General features: G+C 58.0%; 16 protein-coding genes. 5 read left to right on the top strand and 11 right to left on the bottom strand.

The window, feature by feature from the left end:
- Positions 1-5: 5 nt before the first annotated feature.
- Together hemB and EF096_RS09355 are read right to left on the bottom strand one after the other, a co-directional pair.
- Positions 6-1,025, bottom strand: a complete 1,020-nt coding sequence (gene hemB, locus EF096_RS09360; protein ID WP_256671284.1) for a porphobilinogen synthase — start codon at positions 1,023-1,025, stop codon at positions 6-8.
- Positions 1,026-1,081: 56 nt separating this feature from the next.
- Positions 1,082-2,365 carry a GGDEF domain-containing protein gene (locus tag EF096_RS09355; RefSeq protein WP_123889362.1) on the bottom strand — a complete coding sequence of 428 codons (1,284 nt, stop codon included), beginning with the start codon at positions 2,363-2,365 and terminating at the stop codon, positions 1,082-1,084.
- Between the two features lie 271 nt (positions 2,366-2,636).
- Here EF096_RS09355 and EF096_RS09350 point away from each other — a divergent pair, with 271 nt between their 5' ends.
- Together EF096_RS09350 and EF096_RS20280 are read left to right on the top strand one after the other, a co-directional pair.
- Complete coding sequence (locus EF096_RS09350; protein WP_123889361.1) at positions 2,637-3,236, top strand: DUF6436 domain-containing protein; 600 nt, start codon at positions 2,637-2,639, stop codon at positions 3,234-3,236.
- Positions 3,202-4,713, top strand: coding sequence for a methyl-accepting chemotaxis protein (locus tag EF096_RS20280; protein ID WP_123889360.1), 1,512 nt, complete (start codon positions 3,202-3,204; stop codon positions 4,711-4,713). Before EF096_RS09350 ends, EF096_RS20280 begins: the two co-directional genes overlap by 35 nt.
- Here EF096_RS20280 and EF096_RS09340 read toward each other — a convergent pair.
- The gene (locus EF096_RS09340; protein WP_123889359.1) at positions 4,710-5,159 is read right to left on the bottom strand and encodes a YaiI/YqxD family protein; all 450 of its coding nucleotides are present in this window, start codon (positions 5,157-5,159) and stop codon (positions 4,710-4,712) included. The genes EF096_RS20280 and EF096_RS09340 overlap by 4 nt on opposite strands.
- Before the next feature lie 18 nt (positions 5,160-5,177).
- Complete coding sequence (locus tag EF096_RS09335) at positions 5,178-7,088, bottom strand: ATP-binding cassette domain-containing protein (protein WP_123889358.1); 1,911 nt, start codon at positions 7,086-7,088, stop codon at positions 5,178-5,180.
- 51 nt (positions 7,089-7,139) lie between these two features.
- Here EF096_RS09335 and EF096_RS09330 point away from each other — a divergent pair, with 51 nt between their 5' ends.
- A complete protein-coding gene (locus tag EF096_RS09330; protein ID WP_123889357.1) occupies positions 7,140-7,634 on the top strand; it encodes a TIGR02444 family protein in 495 nt (164 codons plus the stop codon).
- Here the strand turns inward: EF096_RS09330 and EF096_RS09325 are convergent.
- The 7 genes from EF096_RS09325 to EF096_RS09295 all read right to left on the bottom strand — a co-directional run bounded on the left by EF096_RS09325 (position 7,615) and on the right by EF096_RS09295 (position 11,211).
- Positions 7,615-8,172 carry a Dor-1 like family protein gene (locus EF096_RS09325; RefSeq protein WP_123889356.1) on the bottom strand — a complete coding sequence of 186 codons (558 nt, stop codon included), beginning with the start codon at positions 8,170-8,172 and terminating at the stop codon, positions 7,615-7,617. The genes EF096_RS09330 and EF096_RS09325 overlap by 20 nt on opposite strands.
- Before the next feature lie 16 nt (positions 8,173-8,188).
- Complete coding sequence (gene rsd, locus EF096_RS09320; RefSeq protein ID WP_123889355.1) at positions 8,189-8,662, bottom strand: sigma D regulator; 474 nt, start codon at positions 8,660-8,662, stop codon at positions 8,189-8,191.
- Between the two features lie 92 nt (positions 8,663-8,754).
- Positions 8,755-9,276 carry a DUF3833 domain-containing protein gene (locus EF096_RS09315; RefSeq protein WP_123889354.1) on the bottom strand — a complete coding sequence of 174 codons (522 nt, stop codon included), beginning with the start codon at positions 9,274-9,276 and terminating at the stop codon, positions 8,755-8,757.
- Positions 9,277-9,296: 20 nt separating this feature from the next.
- Positions 9,297-9,806 (bottom strand): disulfide bond formation protein B, encoded by a 510-nt coding sequence (locus EF096_RS09310; RefSeq protein WP_123889353.1) that lies wholly within the window; start codon positions 9,804-9,806, stop codon positions 9,297-9,299.
- A 176-nt stretch (positions 9,807-9,982) separates the two neighbouring features.
- On the bottom strand, positions 9,983-10,471 hold the full coding sequence (gene secB / locus EF096_RS09305) for a protein-export chaperone SecB (protein ID WP_123889352.1): 489 nt from the start codon (positions 10,469-10,471) through the stop codon (positions 9,983-9,985).
- A gap of 58 nt (positions 10,472-10,529) precedes the next feature.
- The gene (gene grxC, locus EF096_RS09300; RefSeq protein WP_123889351.1) at positions 10,530-10,787 is read right to left on the bottom strand and encodes a glutaredoxin 3; all 258 of its coding nucleotides are present in this window, start codon (positions 10,785-10,787) and stop codon (positions 10,530-10,532) included.
- A gap of 1 nt (position 10,788) precedes the next feature.
- Positions 10,789-11,211, bottom strand: a complete 423-nt coding sequence (locus tag EF096_RS09295) for a rhodanese-like domain-containing protein (RefSeq protein WP_123889350.1) — start codon at positions 11,209-11,211, stop codon at positions 10,789-10,791.
- Between the two features lie 245 nt (positions 11,212-11,456).
- Here EF096_RS09295 and gpmI point away from each other — a divergent pair, with 245 nt between their 5' ends.
- Together gpmI and EF096_RS09285 are read left to right on the top strand one after the other, a co-directional pair.
- A complete protein-coding gene (gene gpmI, locus EF096_RS09290; protein ID WP_123889349.1) occupies positions 11,457-12,992 on the top strand; it encodes a 2,3-bisphosphoglycerate-independent phosphoglycerate mutase in 1,536 nt (511 codons plus the stop codon).
- 32 nt (positions 12,993-13,024) lie between these two features.
- On the top strand, positions 13,025-14,299 hold the full coding sequence (locus EF096_RS09285; protein WP_123889348.1) for a murein hydrolase activator EnvC family protein: 1,275 nt from the start codon (positions 13,025-13,027) through the stop codon (positions 14,297-14,299).
- The last annotated feature ends 24 nt before the right edge of the window (positions 14,300-14,323 follow it).

Raw genomic sequence — 14,323 nt, 5'->3', positions numbered from 1 at the left:
CTCGTTCAGTTTGATTGTTGCTCGCGCAACTGGCGCGCGGCGGTTTTGGCAAAGTAGGTCAGGATGCCGTCGGCGCCGGCACGTTTGAAGGCGATCAGTGATTCGAGAATCACTGCTTCACTAAGCCAGCCATTGTTGATGGCGGCGCAATGCATGGCGTACTCACCACTAACCTGATAGGCGAATGTCGGTACCTTAAAGCTTTCTTTGACGCGGTGGACAATGTCCAGATACGGCATGCCGGGTTTAACCATGACCATGTCCGCACCTTCGGCCAGATCAGCAGCAATTTCCTGCAGTGCCTCGTCACCGTTGGCCGGGTCCATCTGGTAAGTAGCCTTGTTGCCCTTGCCGAGGTTGCCGGCAGAGCCGACGGCGTCGCGAAACGGGCCGTAGTACGCACTGGCATATTTGGCCGAGTAGGCCATTATGCGGGTATGAATGTGGCCTGCGTCTTCCAGCGCCTGACGCATGGCGCTAACGCGGCCATCCATCATGTCAGAGGGTGCCACAATATCGGCACCGGCGTCAGCGTGGGACAGTGTCTGTTTGACTAGAATCTCGACGGTGATGTCATTCATTACATAGCCGTTGTCGTCGATAATCCCATCCTGTCCGTGGGTAGTAAACGGGTCCAGGGCTACGTCCGTGATAACACCCAACTCTGGGAAGCGTGCCTTCAGAGCGCCGGTCGCACGCTGAGCCAGGCCTTCCGGATTATAAGCCTCGGCGGCGTCCAGCGATTTCTTCTCCAGCGGCGTCACCGGAAAAAGCGCTATCGCGGGAATTCCAAGGTCTACCAGCTCTGCTGCTTCTTCCAGCAACAGGTCGATGGACAGCCGTTCGATGCCGGGCATCGAGGCGATGGCTTCGCGTTGACCTTCTCCTTCCAGGACAAAAACCGGGTAGATCAGGTCATCGGTGGTCAGGGTGTTCTCGCGCATCAGGCGGCGTGAAAAGTCATCACGGCGCATACGGCGGGGACGGCTCAGGGGGAACGGGCGTGGTACAAAAGACTGGCTCACGAAAACTCCATTGGTACGGTGGAATACAATCCACTATGCACCTATCTGGTTGACGTTTATACGTCCAGATTATGACGGAATTGTGACAGAAGGCGTAAGGCTGTTTTTTCTTCGAGCTCTGCGCCAGGCTCTGGCGCTAACTCTACGCGATTGCGGCCCAATGCCTTGGCGCGATACAACGCTGCATCGGCGGCGGCCAGCAAGATGCTGAAGTCGTAACCATGGTGCTCCGAACAGGCCACTCCAAGGCTGGCGCTAAGCCAGACGGGTTGACCTTCCTGCTCCCAAGGGTGACGGCATAAGCCTTGGCGTATGCGTTCGGCTACCTGGGCTGCACGCTCGGTGTTCAGGCCTGGCAATATCAAGGTGAACTCTTCGCCGCCAAAGCGCCCGAGCAGGTCGTCGCTGCGCAAATGCTGGCTGATACTCGAGACCAGATGGCAAAGCACGGCATCGCCTGTTTGATGGCCAAACTCATCGTTGATGCGCTTGAAGTGGTCAGCATCGACCATTATCAGGGTTGCTGGTTGTTTGCGCTCAGCCATTATCTCCAGCAGCGCCTTTGCCTGTTCTTGCAAGCTTCTGCGGTTCAACGCGTTGGTCAGGCCGTCGCGTTCGGACAGTCTATGCAGCGCCTCGGCCGTCCGGTAATGGGTCATCAGAATGAACCCGCTGGCCATGCCTATCTGCGCCAGCATCGCGCCCAGCAGGGTCAGGTTTTGTAGTGGGTTGTCCAAGGCCGGGTGGTCGCTCTGCAAGCCACTGAGTGCGGCGAGCGGGCGCCCAATCAAACAAATACCGAATAGCAGCGCTATGCTGCCGGTAAACCAATAGGCTGTGCGCAGCGGCTGGGCCGCACGTATCAGCAGCTCCTTGGCGCACATCAGGAAAAAGCCGCCAAGCACGAGCGAGCTGATGGCGTAGCAGATATCCAGCCTGCCCAGCTGAAAGCGGCAAACCCAGAGTGCTAGCATGATCAGTGCTGCGGCGCTGATGGGCCCCCATTCGGGCTGGCTGCGGCCTTTGAAGGCGCGTACGCCAAGCCAGATGACGCCAAGTCCGGCCGTCATCAATCCATTGGCGAGAATAATGGAAAGGCTGTGATGCAGGTGCTCCTGGTTGACGTTAAGCATCAGGCCCAGCATCAGGCCGCAGTTACCCAGTGCCCAATGTCGCAGCCCTTGCTCGGTGCCTGCATGCCAGGCTGCCAGTGCGAGCAATAGTGTCATGCTGAGGGTCACCAGTGTCAGAGTGACAGTCAGCGTCGTCAGGTCGAGGGTAGTGAGTATGTACACTGCGGCTTCCCTGCTCGGCAGCGAGCTGCCAAGACGTTGTGTCATCTTCCTTGAAATAGCGGCGACAGATCAATGAGGGTTGGTCGCTCTGCCGGAAGATGAAAGCAAAAGTGATCATCTCGGTAGACCGCAAAATTAAACCAAGTACTGCGCGCGGCAAAGATAATGGGCGCTGTTATGCCTGAAGATGAGTAGCAGTTGACACAAGTCGCTGCGGTTAATGCTGATTCACACAGCTTTCGCTGCGCTCAATCAGTCAATTGGTCCGCTGGTATGTGGCAAAATGCAGTGCTATTTCCTTGTCTGGATGGTGTTGATGCGTATCTGGCTTCGCCGGGGTTTGACCCTGTTATTGCTATTGATCTGGCTCGCGGTCCTTGTCTGGGCTTACTGGTGGTTCGAAGCGCGCTACGTGAAGTCGTTCGAGCGGCCGGCCTTTTTTCAGGGGGAAGCCGTCAGCCCGCCTTTTGCTCCCGGGCATGTTCAGGTTGTCCACGTGTGGCAGTCAGGCTGCCCCTGCAGTGCAGGGCATGAAGCTTATGTGGATGAGATGACCCAGCGCTTTGCGCAGCAGGGGGTAGAGTTCGCGCGCTCCGGACAGCGCAGTACCGACGGTTTGACTGACGGCCTCAAGGTGCTGCCTTATTGGCCGATACCTGAGTTATGGGCGAACTGGCCCGGTGCCCCTGCAATTGCTATTTGGGACGCTGAAGGACAGTTAGCCTATGTAGGGCCTTACAGTGACGGAGCTCACTGTACAACTGACAGCAGTTTTGTCGAGCCAGTGGTGCAAGCCCTGCTAGCCGGACGCAAGGTAGCAATTACTCGCCAGGATGCGGTGGCTTGTTTGTGTGACCTTGATCCCGGTGAGATAGCTATTGATGAATCCAACAGTTCCCCAGTCTCTGAGCCTTGATGCCCATTACCTGCAAGCTGACCGTGTCATGCTGGGTGTGCTCTGGCTATGTATGCTCGCCTCCCTGGCACTGGCCTCCTGGTATGGGACTTGGGCTCAGGCTCTAGTTGTTGGTGGCGGCACGCTGATGGTTATGCATGGCCTGCACGCTTTGGGTAAAGGTGGGCGCTTATTTCGCTGTGCTATAGGGGCTGCCTTTATGGTAATGGCGGCGCTGCATATTAATCAGAGCCGCGGCACCATGGAGATGCATTTCTCCATTTTCGTTCTACTGGCTTTTCTTATCTATTACCGTGATTGGATGCCAATTCTGGTCGCGACGCTGGTTATTGCAGTCCATCACCTCATGTTTTTCTATTTGCAATCACGATTGCAGGGGGTATGGCTGGCGCCAGGATTGACCTTCGGGTTGGTTTTCGTGCATGCAGGTTATGTCGTGGTTGAAGCGGCCGTATTGATATATCTCGCGCAATTAGGCTATCGCGATGCGCTGGAGGGCGAGGCTATGGGGCGAGCCACGGCGATGATGATGGTCGAGGGCGAGAGAGTAGACCTAACTTATCGCGTAGCGATGCGTACCCCTATGGTTGACTCATTTAATCGATTTGTTGGCGGGCTAGATGCAATGGTCGCTGACGTGGGTGATAGCCTGGAGCAGCTGGGTGAAGTGGGGCAGGCGGTTACGGGAAAGTCCGTCGCGGTTCGCCAAAGTGCCGAGCGCCAGCAGAGTGAAACCCAATACATGGTCCAGGCGATGCAGGAGCTTGGTCGTGCGACGGCCGAGGTTGCGCGTAACGCGGCAGATGCAGCTGCAGCATCCGAGGGTGCAGATGGTCACGCCCAGCAGGGGTACAGGGCGATGGAGGGTATTCGTGCGGAGGTGAACTCGCTGGAAGAAAATATTCGCCTTACCGGTACTGCCGTTGATGGCGCAGCACAATTAGCGGTCGATATTGATCAGGTGGTTGATGTGATCAAGAGCGTGGCCGAACAGACTAATCTGCTGGCATTGAACGCAGCTATCGAAGCGGCGCGTGCCGGTGAGCACGGTCGTGGGTTTGCAGTAGTAGCTGATGAAGTTCGTAATTTGTCGCAGCGTACTGCCCGTTCAACTGCCGAAATCCAGGATTTTATATCGCGCTTGCAGCGTGCTTCAGAGCAGGCGCGCGGCGCGATGGAACGCAGCCAGGATTCAGTCGAAAGGTGTATTTCGGTTACTGAAAATAGTGCACAGATTCTCTCTGGAATCGTGGCAGAAATCGCCAGTATCGCAAACCTCAACACTACAATCGCGGCCGCTACTCAGGAGCAAGCTAGCGTAGGTGACGATGTGGCTAAACATCTGCACGGCATTGGCGATATTGCTACCGCCAATGCCGATCAGGCCGTCGAGTTGGCGCGTCTGGCAAGTGAGTTGGAGGCTGTTCGAGGGCAGTTAAACGACCAGGTTCGTCAGTTTGCTACCAAGCGCGGCTAGTTGCCGCGCGACAGCAGGCGGTCAAGTGAATTGGCAAACGCCTGTTTGTCTTTGTCGCTGTAGGGCGCTGGTCCGCCGCGACCGGCGAGGCCGGCGCCGCGTAACTCATCCATCAGGTTGCGCATCGCCAAGCGGTCGCCGATGCTCGCTTTATCATAGACCTGGCCGCGCGGGTTGATCGCGGTAACGTGGCGATCTACCAGGCCAGCCGCCAGTGGTATGTCGGCGGTAATGACCAGGTCACCCTGGCTCGCTTGCTCGATGATGTAATGATCGGCCGCGTCTGCGCCAGCGGAAACAATTACTTGGCGCACGCCCGGCCCCGGCGGCAATTGCTGGGCACTGTTGGCGACCAAGACCAGCTCGATCTGCTTGCGGCGCGCCGCCTTTACTGCAACATCGCGTACCGGTCTGGGGCAAGCGTCGGCATCAATCCAGAGAATCATGTTTGCTCCGTTGTGCGGTTACTCGTCTGCCAGGGCAGCCTGTAATTCGTCGAGTTCCTCATGCGCCTGCAGCCAGGCCTCCTCCAGCTCGGCAATACGTTGCTGGCAGCTGGCCTGTCTGGCCAGCAGTTGTTTCAGGAGGTCCTTGTTGCTGGCCTCGTATACGCTGGGGTCACCGAGTTCGGTTTCTATCTGTGTGTGTTCCTCGTTGGCGCCAGCCAGTTGCTGCTCCAGTTTGTCAGCAGCCTTCTTCAGCGGCGCCAGGCGCTGCCGGTGCTCTGCTGCGGCACGCCGCTGGGCCTTGGCATCTACCTTGGGTGCGCTGTTGGACTCGGGTTGTGCGGCAGCGGCTTGTTGTTGGCGGAACTGCGCCAGCCAGCGGGTATAGCTGTCCAGGTCATCGTTGTAGGTATCAACCTTGCCGTCGGCAACCAGCCAAAGCTCATCAGTGGTGTCACGAATCAGTGCGCGGTCGTGGGATACCAGCAGCATGGCGCCTTCAAAGGCTTGCAGGGCAATGGTCAGGGCGTGACGCATTTCCATGTCGAGGTGGTTGGTTGGTTCGTCGAGCAGCAACAGGTTGGGTTTTTGCCATGCGATAAGAGCCAGCGCCAAACGCGCTTTCTCGCCACCCGAGAAGTGCTCGACCGCCTGATCAATGCGGTCGCCCTGAAAGGCAAAGCCACCCAAAAAGTTGCGCAATGTCTGTTCGCGCTCATCCGGCGCCAGTCGCGCCAAATGCAGCAGCGGGCTGGCGTCAGGGTCAAGGCTGTCGAGTTGATGCTGGGCAAAGTAGCCGATAGCCAGGTGCTCGCCGGTTTTCAGTTCGCCACCAATTAACGGCAGATCGCCGGTCAGTGACTTGATCAGCGTGGATTTGCCTGCGCCGTTGGGGCCGAGCAGCCCGATACGGGCGCCAGGCGCGAGCTGCAATTTGACGTTGGCGAGTATGCTGTTGCCGGTATACCCCAGTTGACCCTTGTCCAGGTCCAGCAAGGGTGTGGATTGGTTGGTCGCTTCGCGAAAACTGAAGGAGAACGGCGAATCAATATGCGCTGGTCCGAGTTCTTCCATGCGTTCCAGCGCCTTGAGGCGGCTCTGCGCCTGTCTGGCTTTGGTGGCTTGAGCGCGAAAGCGCGCGATATAGGCTTGCATGTGTTCGCGTTGCGCTTGCTGCTTCTCGAACGCTGACTGTTGCTGTGCCAGGCGTTCGGCGCGAGTGCGTTCAAACTGGCTGTAGCCACCACGATAAAGGTTCAGTTTCTGGCCTTCAACGTGCACGATATGCTCGACCACTGCATCGAGAAAGTCGCGGTCGTGGGATATGAGTAACAGCGTGCCCGGATAGCTGCGTAGCCAGTCTTCCAGCCAGAGTATGGCGTCCAGATCCAGGTGGTTGGTGGGCTCATCCAGCAATAGCAGGTCCGATGGCCGCATCAGGGCCTGCGCCAGGTTGAGACGCATACGCCAGCCGCCGGAGAAGTCACCAACCGGGCGGTCGCATTGCTCGCTGCTGAAGCCCAAGCCAGCAAGCAATGTACGTGCGCGGCTATCTGCGGTAAAACCATCGTGACTTTCCAGTTCACCATAGAGGCTGCCTAGTTGCTCGGCGGCCTGTTGCGCTTCTGCCTGTTGCAAGCGGTGCTGAATGTCGCGCAGGCGCAGGTCGCCGTCCAGCACGTAATCCACAGCCAGGCGATCCAGATTTTCGATTTCCTGGCGCATATGGGCGATACGCCAATCGGCGGGCAGGCTGCAACTGCCAGCATCGGGCTCAAGCTCTCCGCGCAGCAGTGCAAATAGGCTGGATTTACCGGCGCCATTGGTACCCAATAGGCCAACTTTCTGGCCTGAGTGCAGGGTAAGACTGGCGTCATCAAGCAGCCGCAATGGGCCACGCTGTAACGTAAGGGATTCAATGGTGATCATAGGGCGCGAGTATATCAGCGCGCTAAGGTGCTGTGAGCAGGGGATACAAGAATGAGTGAAGATCGCGATAGTTTGATTGGCTGGGCGCTGGATTGTTATCAGCAGCCAGGGGTGATGAGTACCTTGCTGGCGTTGCAGGATGAGTGTGGGTTGGACGTTTTGCTGTTGCTGGCGTCCGCGTGGTTATGGACCCAGGGTCGGCGAGTGTCGCACGAGGATATGTTGCCAATGCTTGCGCAGCAGCAATCCTGGCAGGACCAGGTGATCAAGCCATTACGACTGGTTCGGCGCAAGCTCAAGCAGGATGAGTCGGCACAGTCGCTGTATCAACAGGTGAAAGCGGTTGAGCTGGAAGCTGAGTTGTTACAGTTACGGCGTTTGGAGCCGTTGTTTGCGGAGTTGTCCGTGCCTGTCAGGTTGCCCTTGGTTGAGCAGCTTGGCGTGCTGGCGCAGGTGCAAGGCGGAGGAGAGAGTGGTGAGCGGCTGCAAGCATTGCTTGATCAGTATGCAGCCGCTGTCGCCGACTTTAGTTCGACTGCGGCGTAGTGGGCTTGGCTGCGGGTCTGGGTTTGCGCGCGCGTGATGACTTGGCGTTATTGTTGTTGCGCGGCGCAGCGGGGCGTCGTGTACGAGGCTTGGCTGCAGGTTTTGGGTTGTCGCGCTTTTCCAGTGCCTGGCCAACCTGAGTGTCGATGCGCTCGAGGCCTTTGGCAAGGCGCAGGGTCTGGCGTACATCGCTGCTCAACTGCTTGATATAGCTTTCGGCTCTCAGTCGGGCTTCATGTAGCTCGACCTTGGCTGACTCCAGTTCGGCCAGCTTCTTGCGTGTTTTGTTCGCTGGTTTCTCTGGCTGCTCGGCTTCCCGCGCGCTGAGTTTCTGCTTGGTCTGGCTGAGCTTGAGATCCAGCTTTTCTTGCTGGCGCTGCAGCTTGGCCAAGGCTTTCTGTGCGTCCTGCTCGGCCTGGTTGCACGCATCCGCCAAGTGTTCGTTGAGCGTTCTGGTCAAGGTTTGCAGCAGGTTGAGAGGATTGGAAACCTTGTCGTCTTGCTTGGCGGTGGTGGTGCTTTTATCGGTGCTGGTCACTGGCATTTCCTGTGGGTCAGACGGTGCTGAGCATGTCTTTGTGAGCGGTATGCAGTACTTCAATCAGGCAATCTTCCAGCTCGAAGCGCTCATGCAGCAAGCCTCCGAGGTGTTGCAGGCGAGTCTGCATGGTGTCTTCATCGACGCCGCAGTCGGGCTGGCCATAAGTGTCGTTGAAGGTGACCGCTTCACGGGTCGTGGTTTCGATGCGCGGATAAACCTGGTGGGCCAGTTCAATGCCTCGCTGGTCTTTGAAATCTTCCGCTTCGCGCATCAGCTGTTCATAAATTTCAAAATGGCCGGCTGACAGGTAGTCGACGAGCGCATCGCAAAAGGCCGCCAGTTCATTGTCCGGGGCGTTCTTTGGTGCCTCGCGCTTGCGCAAGTTGGTGTAGTGCAGAATGAGCTGTTTGCGCTCTGCGAGCCAGCGGTCGATCAACTGGTGAACACCGCCCCAGCGTTCCTGGGAGTTTCTGCAACTGTCCAGCATGTTCCACCTCGTCAAGCTGTGCCGGCGGACCGACTATATGGGTATATGTTCTTTCGTTGTCGCTACAGAATAGGCCACTCGACAGCTGCGCTTCAAGGTTTATAAAAGCTCAGCGTGATACTGCCAAGGGTGAAGCCCCATTTGCTCATCACGGCGCGGTTGAGCATGACGTTGTCATCCACCAGATACATGCGGTCATCCAGGTCGACCAGCCAGGTACGGCCACCGACCGGCAGGCGCAGGGTATAGCGCCAGTGGAACGCATTGCCTGCCAGCGTGCCTTGCGCAACGCCCTCTACATCGTCCGCGGTGCCCTGCCAGTTGCCATCGGGTTGCCGGGTCAGGGTCCAGACCCGGCGCTCGGTAGTGCCGTCGGAGTAAGTGAAGCGTTCATCCAGTGTGCCGGTGTCGCCTTCCCAGGTGCCTGTCATCTTGACGTGAAAGCGCTTGATCACCTCACCGCTGCGGTCCTGGAACATGCCCCAGGCCTGCAGGTCGCCATTGAGGTAGTCCTGCAGCGAGAGTGCTGGTTTCTCCGCCGCGTATTGCTCAACATCGGGGCTGGCGCAGCTGGCCAGAACGCAGCAGAGCAGTACCGTTAACAGTTTTTTCATCGACAAGACTCCAGTCAGGATTAGTCGACCCTGCGCACCAGTTGCATCAGGCCGAACACTGCGAAACAGACAAAGGCAATCAGTGTGCCCTCGGCAATACTCAGACCAAGAAAGGTCCAGCTTACTTCGGCGCACTCTGCGGTCCCGCTGAAGACCAGGCTGAGCATTTCCTGGAACGGTAGCACGTCCAGCATGTAGTCCAGGCTTGGTAGGCACGCAGGAAGCTCGTCGGCAGGCTGATGCTGCAGCCATATTTGGCGTGACGCAATGGCCCCGCCAAACACGCTGATCAGGGTCACTAGTGCGCCGTAGCAGCGGGCAGTGGTGCGCTTTTCGTTGTTCGGCTTGGGGTTGTGCAGCACTGCAGCAAGGCAAGTCAGCGCGATCAGGATCACGGCAACGCGTTGCACTATGCAGAGCGGGCAGGGTTCGAGGCCTACTATGTGTTCCAGGTACAGGGCGGCGCCCATCAGCAACACACAGGCAATGAAGGCAAGCAGGTAAAGGGGGCGGGAGGCCGGCAGGGTCATGCGATATTCCGTCTTCTGCAAATTTGCGGTTGCTTACCTTAGAGCATGCGCTGCATGGCGCACAAGGCTAAAGTCGGTTTCAGCGCAGTGGTGGTTGCGGACGGTTGCAAGCGGGGGATAAACGGTGTGGCGCGCCCGACGAAGGGGCGCCACTATTGTCGCTGTCTCCAAAAGAATCAGGCAGTACCAGCGGCTTCTTCGGTGCGACGTTGCTCGGCCTGAGCGTAGAGTGCGTCGAAGTTGACTGGTGACAGCATCAGCGGAGGGAAGCTGCCACGCAGAACCAGGTTGTCGATCGCCTCACGTGCGTAGGGGAACAGAATGTTCGGGCAGAAGGCGCCAAGGGTATGGCGCAGAGCCGCTTCGTCCAGACCATTGATGGCAAAAATACCGGCCTGCTGCACTTCGGCGATAAAGGTGGTTTCGTTGTCGCCATTAGTGACGGTGGCATTCAGCGTCAGCACGACTTCGTACATGCCTTCCTGTAGCTCGGTGTGGCGCGTGTTCAGGTCCAGATTAACCTGTGGGTTCCACTGGGTCTGGAATACGCTGGGCGCTTTCGGGGACTCGAAGGAAATGTCTTTGGTATAGATGCGCTGCAGGCTGAATTGCGGCTGGCTGGCTGCACCGTTGGCGGCTTGATTGTTCTGGTTTTCTTCGGCCATGTTCGGTCCTTATGAAGTGCTCGTTAGTGTGGTTTAAAGCGTTGGTTAAATCGGCTGATTACCCTGCCAGCAGGCTGTTCAGTTGTCCAGAGCGCTCGCAGACAAAGAGTTCGTCACAGCCACCAATGTAGGTGTTACCGACCCAAATCTGTGGCACCGACGTTCGGCCACCGGCCAGGCGCGTCATTTCTGCGCGCACGGCAGGCAAGCCATCGACGTTGATCTCTTTGTACTCGACCTGCTTGCTGTCGAGTAACCGCTTGGCGCGCATGCAAAAGGGGCAGTAGTTGCTACTGTAAATTACGACCTTTGCCATATTATTTCACCAGCGGCAGATTGTCTGAGCGCCAGCTGCCAACACCGCCGGACAGGCGAGCGACGTTGTCGTGACCAGCTGCCTTGAGTTGCTTGGCGCAACCGCCCGAGTGTTGACCGGCGGCGCAAACCAGTAGCAATGGCTTGCCTTTGTGCTTGTCCAGCTCGCTGATGCGAGTGGTCAGGCTGTCATACGGGATGTTGATGGAGTCAACGATATGGCCAGCCGCAAACTCTTTTTTGGGGCGTAGGTCGACAACAATGGCATTTTCGCGGTTGATCATGGCCGTTGCCTGCTGGGTGCTGACCGCGGTGCCGGACTTACGTCCTTCGGTAAACAGCAACAGCGCCAGTACGACGAGAAAGGCGGTGGTTAGCAGATAGTGGGCGCTGATGAATTCAATCAAGTGCTGAAGAAACTGCATTGGAGATGCTTCCAAAATCGATAAAGGGGGCGAGTATACACCAAGGTGGGCATCGAATAACGAGTGGGGGTGACGCGCCTGGGAAAAGCATTGTGCAGGTGCGAACGGTCGATGCAATACCGGGGCGGAACCGAGCATGACAGCTCGGGGCCTGGCAAGTAAACTGTAGACTTAGTTTGTCGCCTGGCACAGCCCTGGTTGGCTGTGGTCCTCTTCGCCCAATTCAACCTGTGAGTTCATTCAGTATGACAGCAACCCCAAAGCCCGTAGTCCTCATGATTCTGGATGGCTTCGGTCACAGCGAGTCGCCGGAATCCAATGCCATCATGGCTGCCAATACACCGGTATGGGATAGGCTGTGGGCTAACGCGCCACACACGCTGGTTTCCGGCTCGGGCATGGATGTGGGGCTGCCGGATGGGCAGATGGGTAATTCTGAAGTTGGTCACATGAATCTGGGCGCTGGACGGGTGGTCTATCAGGATTTTACCCGGGTTACCAAGGCGATCGATGACGGTGACTTCTTTACCAACGAGACTATTTGTGCCGCCGTTGATAAGGCCGTCAGTGCGGGTCGCGCGGTACACATTATGGGTCTCTTGTCGCCAGGCGGCGTGCACAGTCATGAGGAGCATCTGGCGGCCATGGTGGAACTGGCCGCCAAGCGTGGTGCGCAGCAGATATACGTGCACGGCTTCTTGGATGGGCGCGATACGCCGCCTAAGAGCGCTGCACCCTCGCTGCAATTGATGGAGCAAACCTATGCCCGCTTGGGCAAGGGGCGCACTGCCAGCCTGATTGGTCGCTACTTTGCGATGGATCGTGACAACCGCTGGGATCGCGTTGCATCTGCTTATCGCTTGATCGCCGAAGGGCAGGGCGAGTTCTCCGCGCCGACCGCTGTTGATGCCTTGAATGCCGCTTACGAGCGCGGCGAGAGTGATGAGTTTGTTAAGGCCACCACTATTGGCGATGCGGTGCGGGTTGAAGATGGCGATGCTGTGGTGTTTATGAACTTCCGGGCTGATCGCGCACGTGAATTGAGTCGCGCTTTCGTGGAACCTGCTTTCAGTGACTTTGAGCGCGGGCGCAAACTCAATCTGGGCGGTTTTGTCATGTTGACGCAGTATGCGGCCACTATTCCCGCTCCTTGCGCCTATCCGCCAGCGTCGCTCGATAACGTCCTGGGTGAGTATCTCGCCAAGCAGGGCAAAACCCAGCTGCGTATCGCGGAGACAGAAAAGTACGCGCATGTGACCTTCTTCTTCTCCGGTGGACGTGAGGAGCCCTTTGACGGCGAGGAACGTATTCTGATCCCTTCACCGCAGGTGGCGACTTACGATTTGCAGCCGGAAATGAGCGCGCCTGAAGTTACTGACCGGATCGTCGAAGCCATTGAGCAGCAGCGCTACGACGTGATTATCGTTAATTACGCCAATGGCGATATGGTCGGCCATACCGGTGTGTTCGATGCCGCCGTAGCCGCCGTAGAATGCCTGGATAAGTGTGTTGGGCGAATTGAAGAGGCGCTGGGTAAGGTCGGTGGTGAAGCGCTGATTACCGCTGATCACGGCAACGTCGAGCAGATGGCAGATGACTCGACAGGACAAGCGCATACCGCTCATACCTGTGAGCCAGTGCCTTTTGTTTATGTGGGGCCGCGTGCCGTCGAGATGCGCGATGGCGGCATCCTCTCTGATGTGGCGCCTACCGTGCTGACACTGCTTGGCTTGCCGCAGCCGGCAGAAATGACCGGTCGTTCAATTGTGACTCGGCTCTGAAACCTATTTATCCGCAGCGGGAGGCAGGGCCGATGGAGTGGCTGTTGGTAGCGGCAAGGTTTTGCGGTAGAGCGGTGATCGCCGCTGGCATGAGTGTGCTGGTGCTGAGCGCGGCCGCGCCTGCCGCTGCGCAGGAAACCGATTCGCGTGCGGCGCGTGCTGAGCTGGAAAAGACTCAGGCCGATATTCAGCGCTTGAAGGATATGCTCGATGGGCTGAAGCAGGAAGTCTCCGGGCTAGAGTCCGAGCTGAAAGAAAGCGAAACGGATATCGGCCGGCTCAAGCGCGAAAGCAGCGAGCTAGAGCAGCAGATTCGCGACGGTGAGACGCGCTTGCTGGACCTGCGCGAACAGGCTAAGGAGCTGCAGGCTTCGCTGGAAGCTCAGCAGGAGCAAATAGCCCAGCAGGTGCGGGCGGCTTATATGGCCGGGCAGCAGGGGTACCTTAAAGTGCTGCTTAATCAGGATGACCCGGGCCGCATGGCGCGAATGATGCGCTATTACGAGTACGTGGGGCAGGCGCGTGTGGAGGAGATTAACCGCTTTAATGACACGCTGAGCCAGATTCAGTTGGCCAGTGCCGAGATCGTGCGCGAGCAAGCCGACCTGCGAGGCGCGCGCGAAGATCTGGAGGTGCGTGAAAGCGCGCTGCAGACACAACAGCATAAGCGTACCCAGTTGCTGGCGTCGCTGCAGGGACAAAGTCGTTCAGAAGCGCAGAAACTCGCCGCGCGGCAGTCCGAGCGGGCGGCGCTGAACAAACTGATCAAGCAGCTGGACGAAGCCATTACCAGCCTGCCCACGCCTACGCCGCCTCCCGCGAGGAGCCAAGCCTCCAGCCAAAGCCAGAGTGCAAATCAGAATGCCAGTCAGACGCCGGCTGCTTGGCCTGCTGGCGGCCTTGCCTTTGCCCAGGCGCGAGGCAAGATGCCGCTGCCGGTGCGTGGGCGCATTGTCTCTCGCTACGGCAGTCAGCGCGGCGGGGATGCCCGGCTGAAGTGGGATGGCCTCCTGGTTTCCGCGTCGTTAGGTACTCAGGTTCATGCCATCCACGGCGGCCGCGTGGTTTTCGCGGACTGGCTGCGTGGCTCCGGGCTGTTGCTGATTCTGGATCATGGCAACGGCTACCTCAGTCTTTATGGCCATAACCAGACTTTGCTGCGCGAGGTGGGCACCTGGGTACAGCCGGGCGAAGCTATCGCTACGGTAGGTAATAGTGGCGGTTTACCTGAACCATCGCTGTATTTTGCGATCCGTCACAGAGGGCAGGCCCTTGATCCATTGGCCTGGTGTATGCTGTCGGGATGATGCCACCTGAGTTGTCGCCTGTTC

Origin of the sequence: Pseudomonas neustonica (genome assembly GCF_003797945.1) — a bacterium.
Lineage (GTDB): Bacteria > Pseudomonadota > Gammaproteobacteria > Pseudomonadales > Pseudomonadaceae > Halopseudomonas > Halopseudomonas neustonica.
The sequence above is the reverse complement of the archived record's forward strand: the minus strand, read 5'-3'. Positions and strand labels throughout refer to the sequence as shown.